The following is an 18268-nucleotide window of genomic DNA, read 5'->3' as shown; positions in this document are numbered from 1 at the left end:
TGGATCACAAGGCCTTCCTTCCGCCGCGCGCGTTCGAGCGTCAAGCACGCGCGTCACGCCGGCTGGAGCAGCCCCTCGCGCGCAATCTTCTCGCGCCAGACGAGCGGGGCGAGCTGGTGAACGTTCTGCCCCTCCGCATCGACCGCGACCGTGACGGGGAAGTCGCTGACCTCGAACTCGTAAATCGCTTCCATGCCCAAGTCCTCGAACCCGACGACCTTCGATCCCTTGATCGCGCGCGCGACGAGGTACGCTGCACCGCCGACTGCCATCAGATAGGCCGACTTCGCCTCGCGGATCGCCTCGGTCGCCGCTGGCCCGCGCTCGGCCTTGCCGACCATCGCGAGCAGGCCTTGGTCGAGCATCATGCGCGTGAACTTGTCCATCCGCGTTGCGGTCGTCGGACCCGCCGGCCCCACCACTTCCTCGCCGACCGGATCGACCGGCCCAACATAATAGATCACCCGCCCGCGGAAGCTGACCGGCAGTTCCTCACCGCGCGCCAACATGTCCGCGATCCGCTTGTGCGCGGCGTCGCGCCCGGTGAGCATCTTGCCGTTCAGCAGCAGGCGGTCGCCGTGTTTCCACTGCGCCACCACCTCGGGTGTCAGCGTGTCGAGATCGACGCGGATAGCCGCGCTGTCAGGCTTCCAGTCGACCTTCGGCCACTCGTCGAGCTTGGGTGCTTCGAGATAGGCCGGGCCGCTGCCGTCGAGTGTGAAATGCGCGTGGCGCGTCGCGGCGCAATTCGGGATCATCGCGACCGGCTTGCCCGCGGCGTGACACGGCGCGTCCTTGATCTTGACGTCGAGGATGGTGGAGAGCCCACCCAGCCCCTGCGCCCCGATGCCGAGCGCGTTGACGCGGTCGAAGATCTCGATCCGGAGCGCTTCGATATCGTTGCGCGGCCCGCGTGCCTTCAACGGCCCCATGTCGATCGGCTCCATCAGCGCCTGCTTGGCGAGCAGCACGCAATGCTCCGCGGTGCCGCCGATGCCGATCCCGAGCATGCCGGGCGGGCACCAGCCCGCGCCCATCTGCGGCAGCATTTCGATTACCCAGTCGACGATCGAGTCGGACGGGTTCATCATCTTGAACTTGGACTTGTTCTCGCTGCCACCGCCCTTGGCCGCGACGTCGACCGAGACGGTATTGCCCGGAACCATGTCGACGTGGAGCACGCACGGCGTGTTGTCGCGCGTGTTGCGACGGGTGAACGCCGGGTCGGCGAGCACGGAGGCGCGCAGCTTGTTTTCCGGGTGCAGGTAGGCGCGGCGCACGCCCTCGTCGACGACGTCCTGCAACGAGCGTGAGGTATCGTCCAACCGGCAGTCCATGCCCCATTTGACGAACACGTTGACGATCCCCGTGTCCTGGCAGATCGGGCGATGCCCCTCCGCGCACATCCGGCTGTTGGTCAGGATCTGCGCGATCGCGTCCTTCGCGGCCGGGCTCGCTTCCGCCTCATACGCCTCACCCAGCGCGCGGATGTAATCCATCGGGTGGTAGTAACTGATGAACTGGAGTGCGTCGGCCACGCTCTCGATCAGATCGGCTTCGCGGATCACGGTCGTCATGGCCGCATCCTGTAGGACGCACGTTCGACGCTCGCAACCATGCGGCGTTGGCTTATGCCGCTGGTTAACGGCGCATTAGGCATCCGCGCTAAGCTTCGGCAAACACCGGTCATCTTATCTGACCCTTATGGGTAACATGCGTCCTTCACCGAGCGAAGCTGCGGACACGGTCGTCGGCGACGCGGACGATCCCGCGCCGGACGTGCTGGCGAGCCTGGGCCTGTCAGCGAGCGACGAAGAGCGCGTCGGCGACGACCGCGAGGCAGCACTCGCCGGGGTTGCCGACCTGTGGCCCGCCGCGGCGATCGCGCTGGTCGCGGTGCCGCTCGCGCTGGTGATCGCCGCACTCGTGTCGGGTGCCGGCGGGTTGGCCGCCAAGATCGCGCTCGTCGGGCTGCCCGCGCTGCTCGCCGGACCGGGTATTTTCGCGCTGCTCCGCCTCGTCGTCGCGCAGCAGCTCGCGACGCATCACCGTGTCGCACTCGTCGCGGGCGTGGCCGCCGCCGCCGCCGCGTCGCTGTTCACCCTGTCGCAGCTCGCCGGCAATCTGACTGACCATTCGGTGCAGATGGCCGCGGTAGTTGCGCTGTTCGGCACCATGATCGTCACCGTGGCGGTGATCCACGCGCTACCCGCCGCGACGCTCGGTTTCGCCGCCGCGCTCGCCGCCGCCACCGTCGTGCGCCACGGCCTGTCCTGGTCGAGCGCCGCCGCCATCGTGCTCACCGTCCTGCTCGGGCACGGCCTGATCCGCACTGCCCGCGCGCGCCTGCGCGACCTCGCCGAACAGGAGGAAGCCGCGGACGCCGAGGCGCTCGCCAGCCGGCTGGTCAACGAATTCGAGCGCCACGGCTCGGGCTGGTTCTGGCAGACCGACCGTAGCGGGCGGCTGACGTATCTCAGCGACAAAGTGGCGCGCGAGGTCGCCGGGTTCGGGATCAAGGCCAAGGGCGAGGCGCTGACGCGCGTGTTTCGGGTCGATGCCGAATTGGCGGAAACCGAACGCACGCTGACGTTTCATCTGTCGAGCCGTACTTCCTTCTCCGATTACTCGGTCCGCCCCGCGCCCGAGGATGCGCCCGAGCGCTGGTGGTCGATCTCGGGCCGGCCGCTGCTCGACCATCTCGGGCGATTCCAGGGGTTCATCGGCTCGGGCTCCGACCTGACCGAGAAGCGTCGTGCCGAGGCCGAGATCACGCGCCTAGCCTTGTTCGACAGCCTGACCGGGCTCGCCAACCGTCAGCGCATGCGCCTGCAGCTCGAACAGATGCTCGCCCCCAATCAGCGCGGTCACGGCTTCAACAGCCTGGTCCTGCTCGACCTCGATCGGTTCAAGGCGGTGAACGACACGCTCGGCCACCAGGTCGGTGACGAATTGCTCAAGCAGGTCGCCGGCCGGTTGCAGAAAACCGTCGGCGAAATCGGCATGGTCGGCCGGCTGGGCGGCGACGAATTCAAGGTCATTATCCCGCGCGAGGGCAATCGCGAGCGGCTGGGCGAACTCGCCGAGGCGATCATCACCGCGCTGTCGCGTCCTTATTACATCGACGGCGCGACGATCTCGATCGGCTGCTCAATCGGCGTCGCGATCGCGCCCGAACACGGCGACAATCCCGAAGCGCTGGTGCGCAACGCCGACCTCGCACTCTACGCGGCCAAGGGCGACGGCCGCGGTGTTCACCGCTTCTACCGCGACGAATTGCTGGAGGGCGCGCAGTACCGCCGCCAGCTCGAGGACGATCTGCGTCAAGCGTTGAAGCAGAACCAACTCCACCTCGCCTATCAGGCGGTGGTATCGACCGCGGACGAGCGGATCGTCGGCTACGAGGCGCTGCTGCGCTGGAGCCACCCGACGCGCGGGTTCGTCAGCCCGGCGGAGTTCATTCCGGTGGCCGAGGAATGCGGGATGATCGAGGCGATCGGCGAGTGGGTGATGCGCACCGCCTGCGCCGAGGCCGCGACTTGGCCCGAGCACGTCCGCGTCGCGGTCAACGTGTCGCCGATCCAGTTCGCCAACCCCGCGCTCCCCAGCCTCGTCACCAGCGCGCTCGCGACCTCGGGCCTGCCGCCGCGCCGGCTGGAGTTGGAGATCACCGAGGGCGTGTTCCTGAACGAGGACGCCTCCTCGGAGCGGATGTTCGCGGCCTTGAAGCGGATCGGCGTGCGCCTCGCGCTCGACGATTTCGGCACCGGTTACTCCTCGCTCGGCTATCTGAAGAAGGCGCCGTTCGACAAGATCAAGATCGACCAGAGCTTCGTGCGCGGCGCGATCAACGAGAGCAACCGCAACGCCGCGATCATCAAAGCGATCGTGACGCTCGCCGACACTTTGGGGATGGAGACGACCGCGGAAGGCGTCGAGCAGCAGGACGAGATCGCACTGATCGGCGAACTGGGGTGCAGCCACATCCAAGGCTACGTCTACGGCAAGCCCGCGGGTGCCGAGGTGGTGCACGAGCAGCTGGCCCAGCCCGGCGGCAAGGCGATCGCGGTCGGCTTCAAGACCAGCCGCGCGCAACGGCACAAGATGCTGCGCGCCGCGCGCGTGTCGCTCCACGGCGAGAGCGCGGAGGTCCGCATCCGCGACATCTCGACCGGCGGCGTGCTGATCGACGGCGTCGACCTGCCCGCCGAGGCGGTCGGGTTCGAGATGAAGATCGAGCTGTTCGAAGGCCAGATGATGCCCGCCACGATCCGCTGGGTCGACGACGGCCGCGCCGGTCTCCAATTCGCCTATCCGATCGACGTCGATCAACTGATCCAATCGACCCAGCGCCGCGCGGCGTGAGGCCCAAGGTGCCCGCGATTTCGAGCCGGTCTACTGGGTCGGGAGCAGCAACGCCGGGTGCGGGTCAGCTCAAATAATCCCCCGAATAATTTTTTTCCCGCTCCTTTTCGCTTGTGCTTGCCGAACCCCGCAGAAATCCACGCGTCGCATCGATTTTGCGCCGATGTCGGAGCGCGGATCCGAGTGAACCACTGCCTCGCCCGCGCATTACCCTCTTGCCCGCCGCGACGGTTTGGCACAATTTGTAGGGGTCGGCTTCGGGGGCGAGCGCTACTGCTGGTATGACAAGGCTGCTCCGCCGATGCGGGGCATGGTGAGGCTCGCGTGATCGGCACGCCGGGCATTTGCCGCTTGTTGTCGATGCAATGGTGTTCTGCCCGTAGCCAGAAGGAGCGATCCTTCCTAGAACGCAACAAGAACAAAGGAGCCGCAGCATGAACCTCGGGGACGCCGGCAGCGAGACGATGATGATGGATCTGATGGAACGGGTGACGATCCCCAAGCCTGATGCTGAACCCAAGGCCGAACGGGGTGCGCCCGGCATGTCGGCGGCGTCCGAGCGCGCGCCGACCAAGAAAGCCGCATCGCGCGACTTCGCGGTGAAGACTGATTCCGCGCGCGACGCGCTGTTGACCGATTTCGGCAAGGAAACGCTCAACGACCGCTACCTGCTGCCGGGTGAGAGCTACCAGGACCTGTTCGTCCGCGTCGCTTCGGCCTATGCCGACGACGAGGCGCACGCGCAGCGCATTTACGATTACATCTCGCAGCTCTGGTTCATGCCTGCGACCCCCGTGCTGTCGAACGGCGGCACCGGGCGTGGTCTGCCGATCTCCTGCTACCTGAACTCGGTGCCCGACAGCCTGAACGGCATCGTCGACACGTGGAACGAGAACGTCTGGCTCGCCTCGCGCGGCGGCGGCATCGGCACCTATTGGGGCAACGTGCGCGGCATCGGCGAGCCGGTCGGGTTGAACGGCAAGACCAGCGGCATCATTCCGTTCGTGCGTGTGATGGATTCGCTGACGCTCGCGATTTCGCAGGGTTCGCTGCGCCGCGGCTCGGCCGCCTGCTACCTCGACGTCAGCCACCCGGAGATCGAGGAATTCCTCGAAATCCGCAAACCCTCGGGCGACTTCAACCGCAAGGCGCTCAACCTCCATCACGGCGTGCTGATCCCCGATGCCTTCATGGAGGCGGTGCGCGATGGTGCCGAGTGGGAGTTGAAGAGCCCCAAGGACGGTGCGGTCCGCGGCAAGGTGGATTCGCGCGCGCTGTTCCAGAAGCTGGTTGAGACCCGGCTCGCGACCGGTGAGCCGTACATCGTGTTCGCCGACCACGTGAACTCGAACATGCCCAAGCACCACCGCGAGCTCGGGCTCAAGGTGTCGACCTCGAACCTGTGCAGCGAGATCACGCTGCCGACGGGGCGCGACCATCTCGGCAACGATCGCACCGCGGTCTGCTGCCTGTCCTCGCTCAACCTTGAAACGTGGGACCAATGGAAGGACGACAAGACCTTCGTCGAGGACGTAATGCGCTTCCTCGACAACGTGCTGCAGGATTATATCGACCGCCACGAGCCCGGCATGGAGCGCGCCGCTTATTCGGCCGCGCGTGAGCGGTCGGTCGGTCTGGGCGTGATGGGCTTCCACTCCTTCCTCCAGGCGCGCGGGCTACCGTTCGAGGGCGCGATGGCGAAGTCGTGGAATCTTAAAATTTTCCGCCACATCCACACCCAGGTCAGCCAGGCGTCGATGCAGCTGGCGGCCGAGCGCGGCCCATGCCCCGACGCGGCCGACGTCGGCGTCATGGAGCGGTTTTCCTGCAAGATGGCGATCGCGCCGACCGCGTCGATCTCGATCATCTGCGGCGGCACCAGCGCGTGCATCGAGCCGATCCCGGCGAACATCTACACGCACAAGACGCTGTCGGGCAGCTTCGCGGTCAAGAACCCGTATCTGAAGAAGATCCTGGCCGAGAAGTCGAAGGATTCGGAGGCCGTATGGAGCTCGATTCTTGAACACGGCGGGTCGGTCCAGCACCTGGACTTCCTCAGCCAGGACGAGAAGGACTGCTACAAGACCAGCTTCGAAATCGACCAGCGCTGGCTGCTCGAACTCGCAGGCGACCGCACGCCCTACATCGACCAGGCGCAGTCGCTGAACCTGTTCATTCCGGCCGACGTCGAGAAGTGGGACCTCTTGATGCTCCACTTCCGCGCGTGGGAGCTGGGCATCAAGTCGCTCTACTATCTCCGCTCCAAGTCGGTGCAGCGCGCGGGCTTCGCAGGTGGGGTCGAGAACGATAACACGATCGAGAAGCCGAAGTACGAGTTCGGCGAGACGACCGACTATGACGAGTGCCTGGCCTGTCAGTAAGCGGGCGGCCCGGGATTGCTCAAGCAATCCCGGGACTCGCCGCGGCGGGCAGCAGCGCCGGCACAGCCGGCACTGTCTGACGCCGTGGCGGATGCGGGAAGATCGCCACGCACCCCACCGAGCACCGTTTACCACCGTCGCTCACCTCCGAACTTGATCCGGCGTCACGCTTACGGTGCAGCGCGGCCGAAGAAGCGGGATCCCGGATCAAGTTCGGGATGACGGCGGTTGAGGCAAACCGAGTACCGCCACATTGGGGCACCCATGCCGCGTCCACGTGCGTGCCGTCACACCACGCTACGATCCGGCGCCGACACCTCCCGCACGCAATCCACGCGGAAATCGCCGGCCAGAGGATGACACGCGCACCACGACCCGGCTATCGAGCAGTCAGCCCCGCCCATGCCGCTTCCGAAATCATGCTCCTCGACGCCTCACCGCTTCCTACCCTGCCGCCCGATCTGCGCTTCCTCGACGGCGGCGGTGCCGCCACCGCGCTGATCCTCGCGCGCGACTGGAGCGAGCATCCGCTCGGCCCGCCCGCCGGCTGGCCAACCGCACTCAAGACCGCGCTCAGCCTCGTCCTCAACTCGCCCGAATCGATGATCCTGTGCTGGGGCGAGCATGACCTGATCTTCTTCTTCAACGAAACCTATTTCCCGCTGCTCGGGCCGCGGCTCGACTGGGCGATGGGCGCGCGCTTCGACCGGGTGTGGGCCGACGCGCTCGATCAGGCGATGCCGATCGTCCGCGACGCCTTTGCCGGCCGTAGTCAGCGTTTCACCGACCTGCCGTGGAAACTCGACACCGATCGCGGTGCCGCCGACACGTGGTGGACCTTCTCCTACTCGCGCATCCTCGACGAGGCGGGCGCGATCGCCGGCCTATTCATCTTCACCAACGAGACCACGAAGCGCGTGCTCGCCGACGCGTCGCTGCGCGAGAGCGAGGAACGGCTGCGGCTGGTGATCGAAGGGGCGCGCGATCACGTCATCTTCACCACCGACCCCGGCGGGATCGTCACCAGTTGGTCGGCGGGCGCGCAGGCGGTCCTCGGCTGGACCCCCGAGGAGGCGATCGGCCGCTCGGCGTCGATGATCTTCACGCCCGAGGATCGCGCCGCGGGAGCCGACGTGCGCGAACTAATCACCGCGACGCGCGACGGCTGCGCCAACGACGAGCGCTGGCACGTCCGCCAGGACGGCTCGCACGTGTTCCTCAACGGCTCGATCCACCCACTGCCGCACGACGCGCAAGGCAACGAACGCGGGTTCATCAAGATCGCACGCGACGAAACGCTGCGCCGTGCCGCGCAACGCCAGTTGGAGGAACTCGCCGCGACGCTGGAGCGGCAGGTGGCCGAGCGTACCGCCGACCGCAACCGCTTGTGGCAATTATCGACCGACCTGATGCTGGTGGCGAGCTTCGACGGCGTGATCGAGGCGGTCAACCCGGCGTGGACGCGCATGCTCGGCTGGGCCGAAGCCGATCTGGTCGGGCAATCGTTCCTGCCGCTGACGCATCCCGACGATCTGGACCGCACGATCGCCGCGGCAGCCGGCATCGCGGCAGGCGAGGCCTATACCCGGTTCGAGAACCGGTACCGCCACCAGGACGGCAGCTACCGCGACGTGGTGTGGGCGGCGGGTCCGGGCGACGGGCGCATCATCGCGGTCGGCCGCGACGCGACCGAGGAGCGTGCGCAGGCGAGCATCCTCGCTGCGACCGAGAGCCAGTTGCGCCAGGCGCACAAGATGGAGGCGGTCGGGCAACTGACCGGTGGCCTCGCGCACGATTTCAACAATCTGCTGACCGCGGTGACCGGCGGGCTCGAACTGCTCGAACACCGGCTCGCCGCTGGCCAGTATGACAAGGTCGACCGCTACGTGACGATGGCGCGGACGGGCGCGCAGCGCGCGGCGGCGCTGACGCAGCGTCTGCTCGCCTTCTCGCGCCGGCAGACGCTCGCCCCAACCGCGACCGACGCGGGCGTGCTGGTCGCGGGGATGATCGACATCGTCGACCGCACGCTCGGCCCCGCAATCGAGCTGAGCGTCGAGACCGGGCGGGAGCTGTGGCCGGTGCTGGTCGACGCGCCGCAACTAGAAAACGCGCTGCTCAACCTGTGCATCAACGCGCGCGACGCGATGCCCGACGGCGGGCGGCTGTCGATCGCGACCGAGAACGTGATGCTGCACGGGTCGGACGCCGCCGCACACGAACTGCCCGCGGGCGATTACGTCGCGTTGCACGTCGCCGACAGCGGCACCGGCATGACGCCCGAGGTGATTGCGCGCGTGTTCGACCCCTTTTTCACCACCAAGCCGATCGGCGAGGGTACCGGTTTGGGGCTGTCGATGATCTACGGCTTCGTGCGCCAGTCGGGCGGGCAGGTGCAGGTACGCTCGGTCGTGGGTCAGGGCACGACCATGTCGCTCTACCTGCCGCGGCTGGCGGGCGTGTACGACCGCGCCGCGCCGCGCGCGTCGGAGTTCGCGCAGCAACCCGCCGGCGACGGGCGCACGATCCTGCTGGTGGAGGACGAGGGCGCGATCCGCGATCTGGTGAGCGAACTGTTGGGCGACGCCGGCTACCGCGTGCTGAGCGCGGGCAACGGGCCGCAGGGCGTCGCCGCGCTCCAGTCGGACGAGCGGATAGACTTGCTGATCACCGACGTCGGCCTGCCCGGCGGCTTGAACGGCCGTCAGGTCGCCGATGCCGGCCGCGCGGTACGTCCCGATCTGCGCGTGTTGTTCGTCACCGGCTACGCCGCCAATGCCGCGGTCGGCGCCGGGCAATTGGAGACGGGCATGACCGTGCTGACCAAGCCATTCAACGTGCTCGAACTGGAACGCCGCGTCGGCGAGATGCTGGCGGGCGAAGGCTAGCGAGCGCCCGTCCCGCGATCGCGTCACCACCGGAGCGGGTGCGCTTCAGGTGTAGCAACCAAGTAATCGTCGCCCGCCACGACGGACGTGATCCTAAATCCGACTTTCACTCGGAGACAAGCACTGCAACTGCGGCCGTACAGCCGGCGCTCACAGCTCAACTGCACGCCGCTTCGACCCACGCTCGTGTGAGGCCGGTCACGTAGGAGGCAAGAACATCGCTCCCTCACGCCGCCAGCGCGGGAGTACAGGCCTGACGCACTTACCTCGTCACTCCGGAGTTGATCCGCGGTCCCGCTTCCACCTCTACCCGACTCCGTCCTACTGCTGCCCTTCCACCTTGACGTTACGTGCACGCCGGTGTGCGAGGCTGAGCGCCACGCCATCTCCATGCCGGTGATCCCCGCCCCAACGGGTGGACTTTCGTGCCCGATCAATTATATACCAACCGTTATGGAAACCCTGGACAGCGCTTCCCTTGTTGACACCGTTGCAGCACCCGCGGCGCCGTGCGCCGCGCCCAAGGGGCGGCCGCGGGAATTCTGCGTCGACGCGGCGCTGACCGCCGCGCTCGGCGTATTCTGGTCCAAGGGCTATGAAGGCGCGACCATGGCCGACCTGACGCAGGCGATGGGGATCACCAAACCCAGCATCTACGCCGCGTTCGGCAACAAGGAATCCTTGTTCCACAAGGCGCTCGACCTCTACGAGGCGGAGAAGCTCGCCTACACGCGCGAGGCGCTCGACCGGCCGACCGCGCGCGGCGTCGTCGAACATCTGATGCGCGGCGCTATCGCGGCCCAGACCAACGATTGCGGCCCCAGCGGCTGCCTGCGCGTCATCACCTCTAGCGCGTGCGGCGCCGAAGGCGAGTCGATCAAGGCCGATGTGATGAAACGCCGCGCCTCGTCGCAGGCCGCACTGGTGGCGCGCTTCCACCAAGCGCAGGCCGATGGCGACCTGCCCGCGCATCTCGAGCCCGAGGCGTTGACGGCCTATCTGTATGCCATCTTGCAAGGCATGGCGGTGCAGGCGGGATCGGGCGCGACGCGCGCCGATCTGGAGCGCGTGGTCGACACCAGCCTGGCGATGTGGCCGACGCGCTGACTATTTTACCGCGCGGTATACAAAGCTGTTGACCTGACTGCCCCGGCTTTCTATACCGCTAAGTATAGAAACAGGAACTCACCTCCTGCAACGGAGGCGATCTCATCAACCCCGGTCGGTTCGCCGCCCGCCAGCCACGCCGATCCGCGGTGCGTAACGACGTGCCGCGTTCACCAACGAGCCCGGACATGGCGCCCACCATGATCGCGGCCCCGTGCGCCCGCACGTGTCAGGGAGTTACCGTCATGGCCTATATCGATTTCACGTCCGCGCACGATCAGCTGCTCGCCCCGGCCCCGCGTCACGATCCGGTGCCGGCCGGTGCTCCTGCCTCAGCTTCGAGCGCGTCCGAGCCCGCGTCGCAACTCAGCGCACTCGAATGGTCGGTGGTCGCGATCGCGCGGGACGACCGTCTGTCCAGCCTGCGCGCGCCTTCGCGCTTGTCGGTCGCAATGGGTGGCTTGTTCGGGTCGCGCCACAACCCACGCCTTGCCGATCCGCAGCTGGAAGCGCTGCGCCGCATGGCGGTGCTCAGCTGGCACCATGGCTACACCGTTCCGACCAGCGCGCTGACTGCCTTCACCGACGCGGGCTACACGATGGCGCAGTATGAAACGATGCTCGCCAGCATCGCCGCCGCCCGCGTCGCGCGCAAGCAGGCCTGACGCCTGGACGAGCCGCTTAGAAGAGTCGCTCAGGCGAGCTCCTTGAGCGGCACCGCCACGTCCGCCAGCGCGGCAGACGCGATCTTTGCGCCTGTCTCAACCAGCTTGCGGCCCTGCACGTAATCTTTGACCGCGTTGACGCAATCGAGCGCAACGACGCGGCCCGCCCTCAGATAGACGATCGAGAAACTGCGCGCGGCAGGATCGCCGCGCAGCACGGCTTCGTCGAAGCCGGTCGACAGCCCAATGGTCTGCAGTTTCAGATCATATTGGTTCGACCAGAACCACGGCACCGCGTGGTACCGCGCCGGCTGGCCCGCAATCACCTTTGCGACGACGCTCGCCTGATCGTTGGCATTCTGTACCGATTCGAGCCGGATCATCGCGCCGTCGGCGAAGTCGTTGGCGTGAAGCGCGCAATCGCCGATTGCGAACACGTCCGGCAGGTTGGTGCGGCACTCGGCATCGACGCGCACGCCGTTGCCGCCCGCTGCCCCTGCTTCGAGCAACGGTGCTACCGCGGGGGTGATGCCGATGCCGACGATCACCATGTCGGCTGCGATCTCCTCACCATCCGCCAGCCGCACCGCCTTGGCACGGCCGCTGTCGCCCAGGATGCAGTCGACCTGCGCCCCCAGTCGCACGTCGACGCCGTGCACGCGATGTTCCGCCTCGTAGAAGCCCGACAATGGCTCGCCGGCGACGCGTGCCAGCACGCGATCCTGCGCTTCCAGTACGACCACGCGCTTGCCGAATTGGGCGAGCACCGCCGCCGCCTCCAGTCCGATGTAGCCGCCGCCGACCACCACCGCCTGCGTGACACTCGGCAACTCACTTATCATCCGGTCGGCGTCGGCACGCGTGCGAACGGTGTGGACGCCGGACAGGTCGTGCCCCGCGCAGGTCAGGCGCCGCGGGCTGCCCCCGGTCGCCCAGACCAGATGTCCGTAACCGAACACGCGACCATCGTCAGCGGTAACCTGTCGCGCGACCGGATCCACCGCCGTCACGCGGGTGCCGAGCGTCATCACGACGTCGCGGTCCTGCCAGAAACGCTCGGGACGGATCAGGATGCGCTCGAACGGCTTGTCGCCCGCGAGATAGTCCTTTGACAGCGGCGGGCGCTCGTAAGGCAGTTCGGGTTCGTCGCCGATCAGCAGGATCGAGCCCTCGAACTTCGCTTGTCGAAGCGCGATCGCCACCTGCGCGCCGCCGTGCCCGGCCCCTACGACCACCACATCGTACCGCTGCATCTCCGCCCCTCCTGCCCCGATCTGGTATGAACCTGTTTCCGATCAGATGCGTCATCGGTGCGGGTCGCGCAACGTATCCGCATCGGCACGCCGCGGCGATCCGGGGTGATCCGCCAACTCCGTCCACGTCGATCAGGATCAGCATGGCCGCCTGCACCTCCGCCTTCCTGGCGGCGGGCGAACGCGACATGTCCGCTCGGCCAGAAGCATGTCTGAACCGTCAGCGAACCGGCGTTGGCACTGCTGAACTGTAACGCTGCGTTGCAGCAAGAAAACGTCACGTCCCGCTCACACGCTCATGCACGCGTTGTCACTAAGGCTACGGGACCATCATCGAGGATCTTTTCGCGCATGCAAGACAGCAACATCCCGCATCGCAGTCTGATGGAGTCGATCCGCGCGTCGTTGCTGATGCTCGGCTTCGGCCTGAGCGTCCTCGCTTTCCTGATCGCGATCGACCGACCCGAATGGTTCCACGTCCGCCCGGCAACCGGTACGGCGGCGGCGATGGCCAATGCGTCGACCCATCTGCAATCCGATCAGCGTCGCGCCAATGACAAGCCGGTGATCGGCTGAACCCACCGGCGCGGCGGGCGTCACCCGCCGTGCTCACTGAGCGGGAACGAGCTTGCGAAAGCGCTCGATCCCGCAGCGCGCGCCCGAGCGCGAGCGGATCACGTCGCGACGGGCGCAGATCTTTCCATCCTTGGTCGGCTTAAGATAGAATCCCGAGAAGAAGTTCGTCGCCGGACACCCCTCCTCCAGATTGGCGCGAACACGGCGCGTGCCCTCGACGATCAGGTCGACCTCACCGTTGCCACCCACCGCCGCCCCCGTCAGCGACTTCATCTCGACGCAGCGCGGTCCCTTCTTCTCCTGCCATAGCGGCGCGGTCGGCGTCGCGCGCAGCGTTGCCGGCCCGCGTCGCGGCGCGACGTGCGGGATGCGGATGATCAGCCGTTCGTGGATCGTCAGCTGCGCCACCTCGCCACCCGCCCAGTCGGGTGCTTGCGCCGACACCAGCAGCGGTGCGACAGCGAGCAACAAGGCAGGGGCGAGCGGAGCAAGAGAAAAAACGCGCGTGGACATCGACCGGGTAAAAGTGCGTTGAAATGTTTGAACGCCCGATGAATTGATCGCGAGACAACCGCATGACACCTGCCCTCGCCCACCTCGCCGACGCCTTGTCGGCCGTTCTGCCGCCCCGCGCGCTGGTGACCGATCCCGAACTGATCGCGCCGTGGCTGGTCGATTGGCGTCGCCGCTATCATGGTCGCGCCGATCTGTTGATCGAGCCGGAGAGCACCGCGCAGGTGCAGATGGTGGTGCGTGCCGCCGCGCAAGCCGGCGTGCCACTGGTGCCGCAAGGTGGAAACAGTTCAATGGTCGGTGGCGCCACCCCACCCGCCGACGCGAGCGCCGCGATCCTGTCGCTCAGGCGGCTGAACCGGATGCGCGCACTCGACGCGGACGCCGGGCTCGCGGTTGCGGAAGCCGGCGTCATCCTGGCCGACCTGCACGCGGCCGCGCTGGCCGCCGGGCGACGTTTCCCGCTGACGCTCGGCGCGCGCGGATCGGCGACGGTCGGCGGGCTGGTGTCGACCAACGCCGGCGGCACGCAAGTGCTGCGTTTCGGCACGATGCGCGGGCTGGTCGCGGGGGTGGAAGCGGTGCTGCCCGACGGCTCGCTTCACGACGGTTTGTCGCCGCTCAAGAAGGACAATCGCGGTTACGACCTCAACCAGCTGCTGATCGGCGCGGAAGGGACGTTGGGCATCGTCACCGCGGCGGTGCTGCGGCTGGTGCCCGCGGTGGCGGTGCGCGCGGTGGCATGGGTGGCGCTCGCCTCGCCCGACGAAGCGCTGGCGCTGCTGCGGCGGTTCCAGGCGGCAAGCGAGGCGGTGGAGAGTTTCGAGCTGCTGCCGCGCGAGTCGCTGGCGGCGGTGCTCGCCTATCTGCCCGACGCGCGAGCGCCCATCGCCACGGACGCGGCCTGGCACGTGCTGGTCGAGGTCACCGCTGACCATCCAGCCGATGATCCCGCCGGACTGGTGGAACGCATCCTCGCCACGGCGTTAGACGATGCGCTGATCGCCGACGCGACCATCGCCGCCAGCGAGACGCAGGCCGACGCCTTCTGGCGTATGCGCGAATCGATCTCGGACGCGGAGCGCGCGACCGGCCCCGCTGCACAGCACGACATCTCGGTACCGGTCGACGCGATGCCTCGGTTCATGGTGGAGGCTGCGGCCGCGTGCGACGCGCGCTTTCCCGGCACGCGCGCTTCCGGCTTCGGCCATCTCGGCGACGGCAACGTCCACTTCCACGTCCGCGCCCCGCGCGGCAGCGATCCCGCGGACTGGTACGCCCACCAGGTGCCGCGCGTCTCCGCGTTCGTCCACGATCTGGTGGTCGCGGCCGGAGGGTCGATCTCGGCCGAACATGGCATCGGGCAGATGAAGCGCGCCGAACTCGAGCGTTTGTCTTCGCCCGCCCGCATGGGTGCGTTGCGCGCAATCAAGCGCGCGCTCGACCCGCAATTGTTGTTCAATCCGGGCAAGCTCGTATCCTTCGACCCGCCCGTGGCCGGCTGACCCTCCGCAACCCCGTATCGCTTGCGCCCGACCCGCGCACCGAATACCTGCGAAAAAGAAGCGCACGCGGGAACCTTTCGCGCGCACTCGAAACGACTTGATCCGGAGTATATGTTCATGGCCAGCGCGCCGCAGCTTCCGCTCTTCTACAACGGTCTGGAGCCGCTCTCGAGCGAGGCCCACGCGAACTATCGCATCCGTCCGGCCGACGCCGCGCCGTTCCTGACGCAGCAGCACGCGGTACCGCTGACCGTGGAAGAGTTTCCGCTGGTGCAGCGTTTCATGCCGATCGTCTTCTCGGTCGGGGACGACGCGATCCCGATCGGGCTGATGGGCCTGAACGAGGGCGTCAACGTCTTCGTCGACGAAGACGGCAAGCTGCTCGACCAGAATTTCTACGTGCCGGCCTACATCCGCCGTTACCCGTACATGCTCGCGCGCCTCAGCCCCGACGCGCAGGAACTGTCGCTGTGCTTCGACCCCACCTCCGACACGATCGGGCCGTTCGAGGACGGTGAGCCGATGTTCGAGGACGGCAAGCCGACGCAGCTCGTCCAGAACGTGCTCCAGTTCACCGAACAGTTCGAGCAGGCGGGCGCACGCACCAGCCAGTTCATGAAGGAGCTGCGCGAGATGGAGCTGCTGATGGACGGCGAAGTGTCGATTCAGCAGGAGGGCGTTGAGCAGCCGTTCGTGTATCGCGGCTTCCAGATGATCAACGAAGAGAAGCTGTCCGACCTGCGCGGCGACCAGCTGCGCAAGATCTCGCAGTCGGGCATGCTGCCGCTGATCTACGCGCACCTGTTCTCGCTGGCGCTGATGCGCGAGATCTTCGCGCGGCAGGTTAATCTGGGCAAGATGCCGCAGCCGCAGCTCTCGTTCTGATCGACGGACGACCATGATGCGATCGCGCACCGACACGGCTCGCTACTCGTCGGTCGCGATCGCGTTCCATTGGACGATTGCGCTGCTCGTGATCGTCAATCTGGTGATCGGGATCGGGCACGAATCGATCCCGGCGCTGCGCGCCTGGATGGGCGCGCACAAGGCGATCGGCATCACCGTGCTCGCCTTGACGCTGGCGCGGGTCGCGTGGCGGTTGACGCACCGCCCGCCGCCGCTGCCCTTGGGTACGCCCGCGTGGGAGCGCGTCGCCGCGCACGCGACGCACTGGTCGCTCTACGCACTGATGCTGGCCATGCCGCTGACCGGCTGGGCGCTGGTATCGGGGCCGGAGTCGACGCGGCCCTTGTCGTGGTTCGGCCTGTTCGACGTGCCGTTGCTGCCGGTGGCAGGCGCGACCGCCGACGCGGCGGACAAGGTCCACGGGCTGCTCGGCTGGCTGATGCTCGCACTCGTCGTGCTGCATGTCGCGGCGGCGCTGCGCCATCACCTGATCCTGCGCGATCACGTGCTCGCGCGCATGATGCCGGGCCTGCACCGGGGCGCGCGACGAGGTGACGCAATCGTGCGGTAATTTCCGCGCCATCGCTTGAAACCTTTGACCGCCCTCCTATGTTTGATGCGTACGGTTCTTGTGTCCCCCCTTTCGCAAGGCCGTACGGCACATCTCTGATGTGCCTCCTCCCTGAACCTCGGCCACCGTGCTTTTAGCACGGTGGCTTTTTTCATTCCGCCGCTTGTGCGATCCCGCTCCCGCTGCCGAGCGCCTCGTCGGAGAGCGCGTCGATGATCGCGCGCACCAGCGCGATGGTACGCGCCAGGCCCGGCCCCACCGCGTCGAGACGCTGGTCGAGATAAAGCGCGCGGTCGATCTCCAACTGTATCGCATGTATCCGCTCGTGCGGTTGCCCGTGACGCTCCAGGATATAGCCGCCCGCGTAAGGGCTGTTGAGCGCGTGGACCAGGCCGGCACCCTCGACCTCGCTCTCGATCCGCTGAACGAAGCGCGTCGCCGCCGCACGGCCGAAGCGGTCCCCCACCACGACGCGCGTGCGTCCGCCCGGCAGCGGCGGCATCGAGTGGAGGTCGAGCAGTACCGCGATGCCGAACCGGTTGCGCGCCTGGGCGAGCGTCCGACACAATGCCTCATGGTACGGGCGGTGGTCGGACGCGATCCGCGCCTCCACCTCGTCGCCGCCGAGCCGGCGCCGCCAGATGTCGCCGGTCGCGCCCGTGCGCCGCGGCACGATGCCCAGCCCCGCGCGCACCTTGGCCGACAGATTGGTCCGCTTGGCGCCGTCGTCCAGCAACGGATCGCGCTCGTGCTCGGCACGGTTGAGGTCGATCCAGGCACGCGGCGCGTCCTGCACCAACACCGTCTCGCACCGCCGCGCGCCCAGTGCGACACGGTCGACGTAACGATCCTCCAAGGCGGACAAGCGGACCGCGGGCGCGCGCAGCGCCGCGCACAAGGCGGCGGAATAATCGCGTCCCGCATGCGGCACCGACAACACCACCGGGCTCTCGGGCACGGCGCTGCCGATGATGCGGAACGATGCGGTCATGCCCGATCAACCTATGGGAGCTTCGCCGCAGGGGCAACACCGCGTGCCGCATTGCGACGGCGTTCACCATTTCCGGCGGTGGAATGTTTGCCCTCTTGCGGGCATAACCCCGCTCGTTCGATCGAGGGTGATGATGATCAAGATTTTGCTGGCCGAGGACGACGCGGTGATGCGCGAATATCTGACGCGCGCGCTGGAGAAGTCGGGCTATTCGGTCAGCGCGGTGGATCGCGGTACCGCCGCGCTGCCGCTGCTGGAGCAGGAAGCGTTCGACCTGCTGCTGACCGACATCGTGATGCCGGAGATGGACGGGATCGAGCTGGCGCAAAAGGCGTCGGAGCTGGTGCCGAACCTGCGCGTCATGTTCATCACCGGTTTCGCCGCAGTGACGCTCAAGGCGGGCAGCGCGATGCCGCAGGCGCGCGTCCTGTCCAAGCCATTCCACCTGCGCGACCTGGTGCTGGAGGTCGACCGCCTGTTCAACGTCGAGGCATTGAACGAGTTGAATTGAGTGCTTGCCATGCCCGGCGACCCCCGCTAGAGGCGC

14 protein-coding genes are annotated in these 18268 nt (G+C 67.2%); 10 read left to right on the top strand and 4 right to left on the bottom strand.

Features of this window, described 5'->3' with window-relative positions; translation table 11 throughout:
• Positions 1 to 53: 53 nt before the first annotated feature.
• Positions 54 to 1577: a fumarate hydratase gene (locus HRV97_RS05950; RefSeq protein WP_174192998.1), complete on the bottom strand. Its 1524-nt coding sequence runs from the start codon at positions 1575 to 1577 to the stop codon at positions 54 to 56.
• Positions 1578 to 1713: 136 nt separating this feature from the next.
• Here HRV97_RS05950 and HRV97_RS05945 point away from each other — a divergent pair, with 136 nt between their 5' ends.
• The 5 genes from HRV97_RS05945 (at position 1714) to HRV97_RS05925 (ending at position 11406) form a co-directional block, all read left to right on the top strand.
• Positions 1714 to 4365, top strand: coding sequence for an EAL domain-containing protein (locus tag HRV97_RS05945; RefSeq protein ID WP_174192996.1), 2652 nt, complete (start codon positions 1714 to 1716; stop codon positions 4363 to 4365).
• Between the two features lie 542 nt (positions 4366 to 4907).
• Positions 4908 to 6746, top strand: coding sequence for a ribonucleoside-diphosphate reductase subunit alpha (locus tag HRV97_RS05940; RefSeq protein WP_246248608.1), 1839 nt, complete (start codon positions 4908 to 4910; stop codon positions 6744 to 6746).
• Positions 6747 to 7165: 419 nt separating this feature from the next.
• Entirely contained in the window at positions 7166 to 9634 is a 2469-nt protein-coding gene (locus tag HRV97_RS05935) for a PAS domain S-box protein (RefSeq protein WP_174192994.1), read from the top strand.
• Between the two features lie 453 nt (positions 9635 to 10087).
• Positions 10088 to 10741 carry a TetR/AcrR family transcriptional regulator gene (locus HRV97_RS05930; RefSeq protein ID WP_174192991.1) on the top strand — a complete coding sequence of 218 codons (654 nt, stop codon included), beginning with the start codon at positions 10088 to 10090 and terminating at the stop codon, positions 10739 to 10741.
• A gap of 245 nt (positions 10742 to 10986) precedes the next feature.
• Complete coding sequence (locus HRV97_RS05925; RefSeq protein ID WP_174192989.1) at positions 10987 to 11406, top strand: hypothetical protein; 420 nt, start codon at positions 10987 to 10989, stop codon at positions 11404 to 11406.
• Positions 11407 to 11435: 29 nt separating this feature from the next.
• On the opposite strand, the gene HRV97_RS05920 is transcribed toward HRV97_RS05925, so the two are convergent.
• Positions 11436 to 12659, bottom strand: coding sequence for an NAD(P)/FAD-dependent oxidoreductase (locus HRV97_RS05920; protein WP_174192987.1), 1224 nt, complete (start codon positions 12657 to 12659; stop codon positions 11436 to 11438).
• 351 nt (positions 12660 to 13010) lie between these two features.
• On the opposite strand from HRV97_RS05920, the gene HRV97_RS05915 reads away from it, so the two are divergent.
• On the top strand, positions 13011 to 13235 hold the full coding sequence (locus HRV97_RS05915) for a hypothetical protein (protein ID WP_174192985.1): 225 nt from the start codon (positions 13011 to 13013) through the stop codon (positions 13233 to 13235).
• A gap of 33 nt (positions 13236 to 13268) precedes the next feature.
• Here the strand turns inward: HRV97_RS05915 and HRV97_RS05910 are convergent, their stop codons facing one another.
• Entirely contained in the window at positions 13269 to 13748 is a 480-nt protein-coding gene (locus tag HRV97_RS05910) for a hypothetical protein (RefSeq protein ID WP_174192983.1), read from the bottom strand.
• A gap of 62 nt (positions 13749 to 13810) precedes the next feature.
• Between HRV97_RS05910 and HRV97_RS05905 the strand changes: the two genes are divergently transcribed.
• The 3 genes from HRV97_RS05905 to HRV97_RS05895 all read left to right on the top strand — a co-directional run bounded on the left by HRV97_RS05905 (position 13811) and on the right by HRV97_RS05895 (position 16730).
• Positions 13811 to 15253: an FAD-binding oxidoreductase gene (locus tag HRV97_RS05905; RefSeq protein ID WP_174192981.1), complete on the top strand. Its 1443-nt coding sequence runs from the start codon at positions 13811 to 13813 to the stop codon at positions 15251 to 15253.
• A gap of 117 nt (positions 15254 to 15370) precedes the next feature.
• Complete coding sequence (locus HRV97_RS05900; RefSeq protein WP_174192979.1) at positions 15371 to 16138, top strand: SapC family protein; 768 nt, start codon at positions 15371 to 15373, stop codon at positions 16136 to 16138.
• 13 nt (positions 16139 to 16151) lie between these two features.
• Complete coding sequence (locus tag HRV97_RS05895; protein ID WP_174192977.1) at positions 16152 to 16730, top strand: cytochrome b; 579 nt, start codon at positions 16152 to 16154, stop codon at positions 16728 to 16730.
• Between the two features lie 151 nt (positions 16731 to 16881).
• On the opposite strand, the gene HRV97_RS05890 is transcribed toward HRV97_RS05895, so the two are convergent.
• Entirely contained in the window at positions 16882 to 17721 is an 840-nt protein-coding gene (locus HRV97_RS05890; protein ID WP_174192975.1) for an N-formylglutamate amidohydrolase, read from the bottom strand.
• Positions 17722 to 17854: 133 nt separating this feature from the next.
• Here HRV97_RS05890 and cpdR point away from each other — a divergent pair, with 133 nt between their 5' ends.
• The gene (gene cpdR, locus HRV97_RS05885) at positions 17855 to 18232 is read left to right on the top strand and encodes a cell cycle two-component system response regulator CpdR (RefSeq protein ID WP_174193770.1); all 378 of its coding nucleotides are present in this window, start codon (positions 17855 to 17857) and stop codon (positions 18230 to 18232) included.
• Positions 18233 to 18268 lie beyond the last annotated feature (36 nt).

The organism is Sphingomonas hominis (assembly GCF_013328205.1).
Classification (GTDB): Bacteria; Pseudomonadota; Alphaproteobacteria; order Sphingomonadales; family Sphingomonadaceae; genus Sphingomonas; species Sphingomonas hominis.
Note: the sequence above shows the minus strand (reverse complement) of the source record. Positions and strands in the feature narration are given on the sequence as shown.

Coding starts and splice junctions, on each gene's coding strand:
- HRV97_RS05950 (WP_174192998.1), bottom strand. CDS start 1,577: ATGACGACCGTGATCCGCGAAGCCGATCTGATCGAGAGCGTGGCCGAC.
- HRV97_RS05945 (WP_174192996.1), top strand. CDS start 1,714: ATGCGTCCTTCACCGAGCGAAGCTGCGGACACGGTCGTCGGCGACGCG.
- HRV97_RS05940 (WP_246248608.1), top strand. CDS start 4,908: ATGTCGGCGGCGTCCGAGCGCGCGCCGACCAAGAAAGCCGCATCGCGC.
- HRV97_RS05935 (WP_174192994.1), top strand. CDS start 7,166: ATGCTCCTCGACGCCTCACCGCTTCCTACCCTGCCGCCCGATCTGCGC.
- HRV97_RS05930 (WP_174192991.1), top strand. CDS start 10,088: ATGGAAACCCTGGACAGCGCTTCCCTTGTTGACACCGTTGCAGCACCC.
- HRV97_RS05925 (WP_174192989.1), top strand. CDS start 10,987: ATGGCCTATATCGATTTCACGTCCGCGCACGATCAGCTGCTCGCCCCG.
- HRV97_RS05920 (WP_174192987.1), bottom strand. CDS start 12,659: ATGCAGCGGTACGATGTGGTGGTCGTAGGGGCCGGGCACGGCGGCGCG.
- HRV97_RS05915 (WP_174192985.1), top strand. CDS start 13,011: ATGCAAGACAGCAACATCCCGCATCGCAGTCTGATGGAGTCGATCCGC.
- HRV97_RS05910 (WP_174192983.1), bottom strand. CDS start 13,748: ATGTCCACGCGCGTTTTTTCTCTTGCTCCGCTCGCCCCTGCCTTGTTG.
- HRV97_RS05905 (WP_174192981.1), top strand. CDS start 13,811: ATGACACCTGCCCTCGCCCACCTCGCCGACGCCTTGTCGGCCGTTCTG.
- HRV97_RS05900 (WP_174192979.1), top strand. CDS start 15,371: ATGGCCAGCGCGCCGCAGCTTCCGCTCTTCTACAACGGTCTGGAGCCG.
- HRV97_RS05895 (WP_174192977.1), top strand. CDS start 16,152: ATGATGCGATCGCGCACCGACACGGCTCGCTACTCGTCGGTCGCGATC.
- HRV97_RS05890 (WP_174192975.1), bottom strand. CDS start 17,721: ATGACCGCATCGTTCCGCATCATCGGCAGCGCCGTGCCCGAGAGCCCG.
- cpdR (WP_174193770.1), top strand. CDS start 17,855: ATGATCAAGATTTTGCTGGCCGAGGACGACGCGGTGATGCGCGAATAT.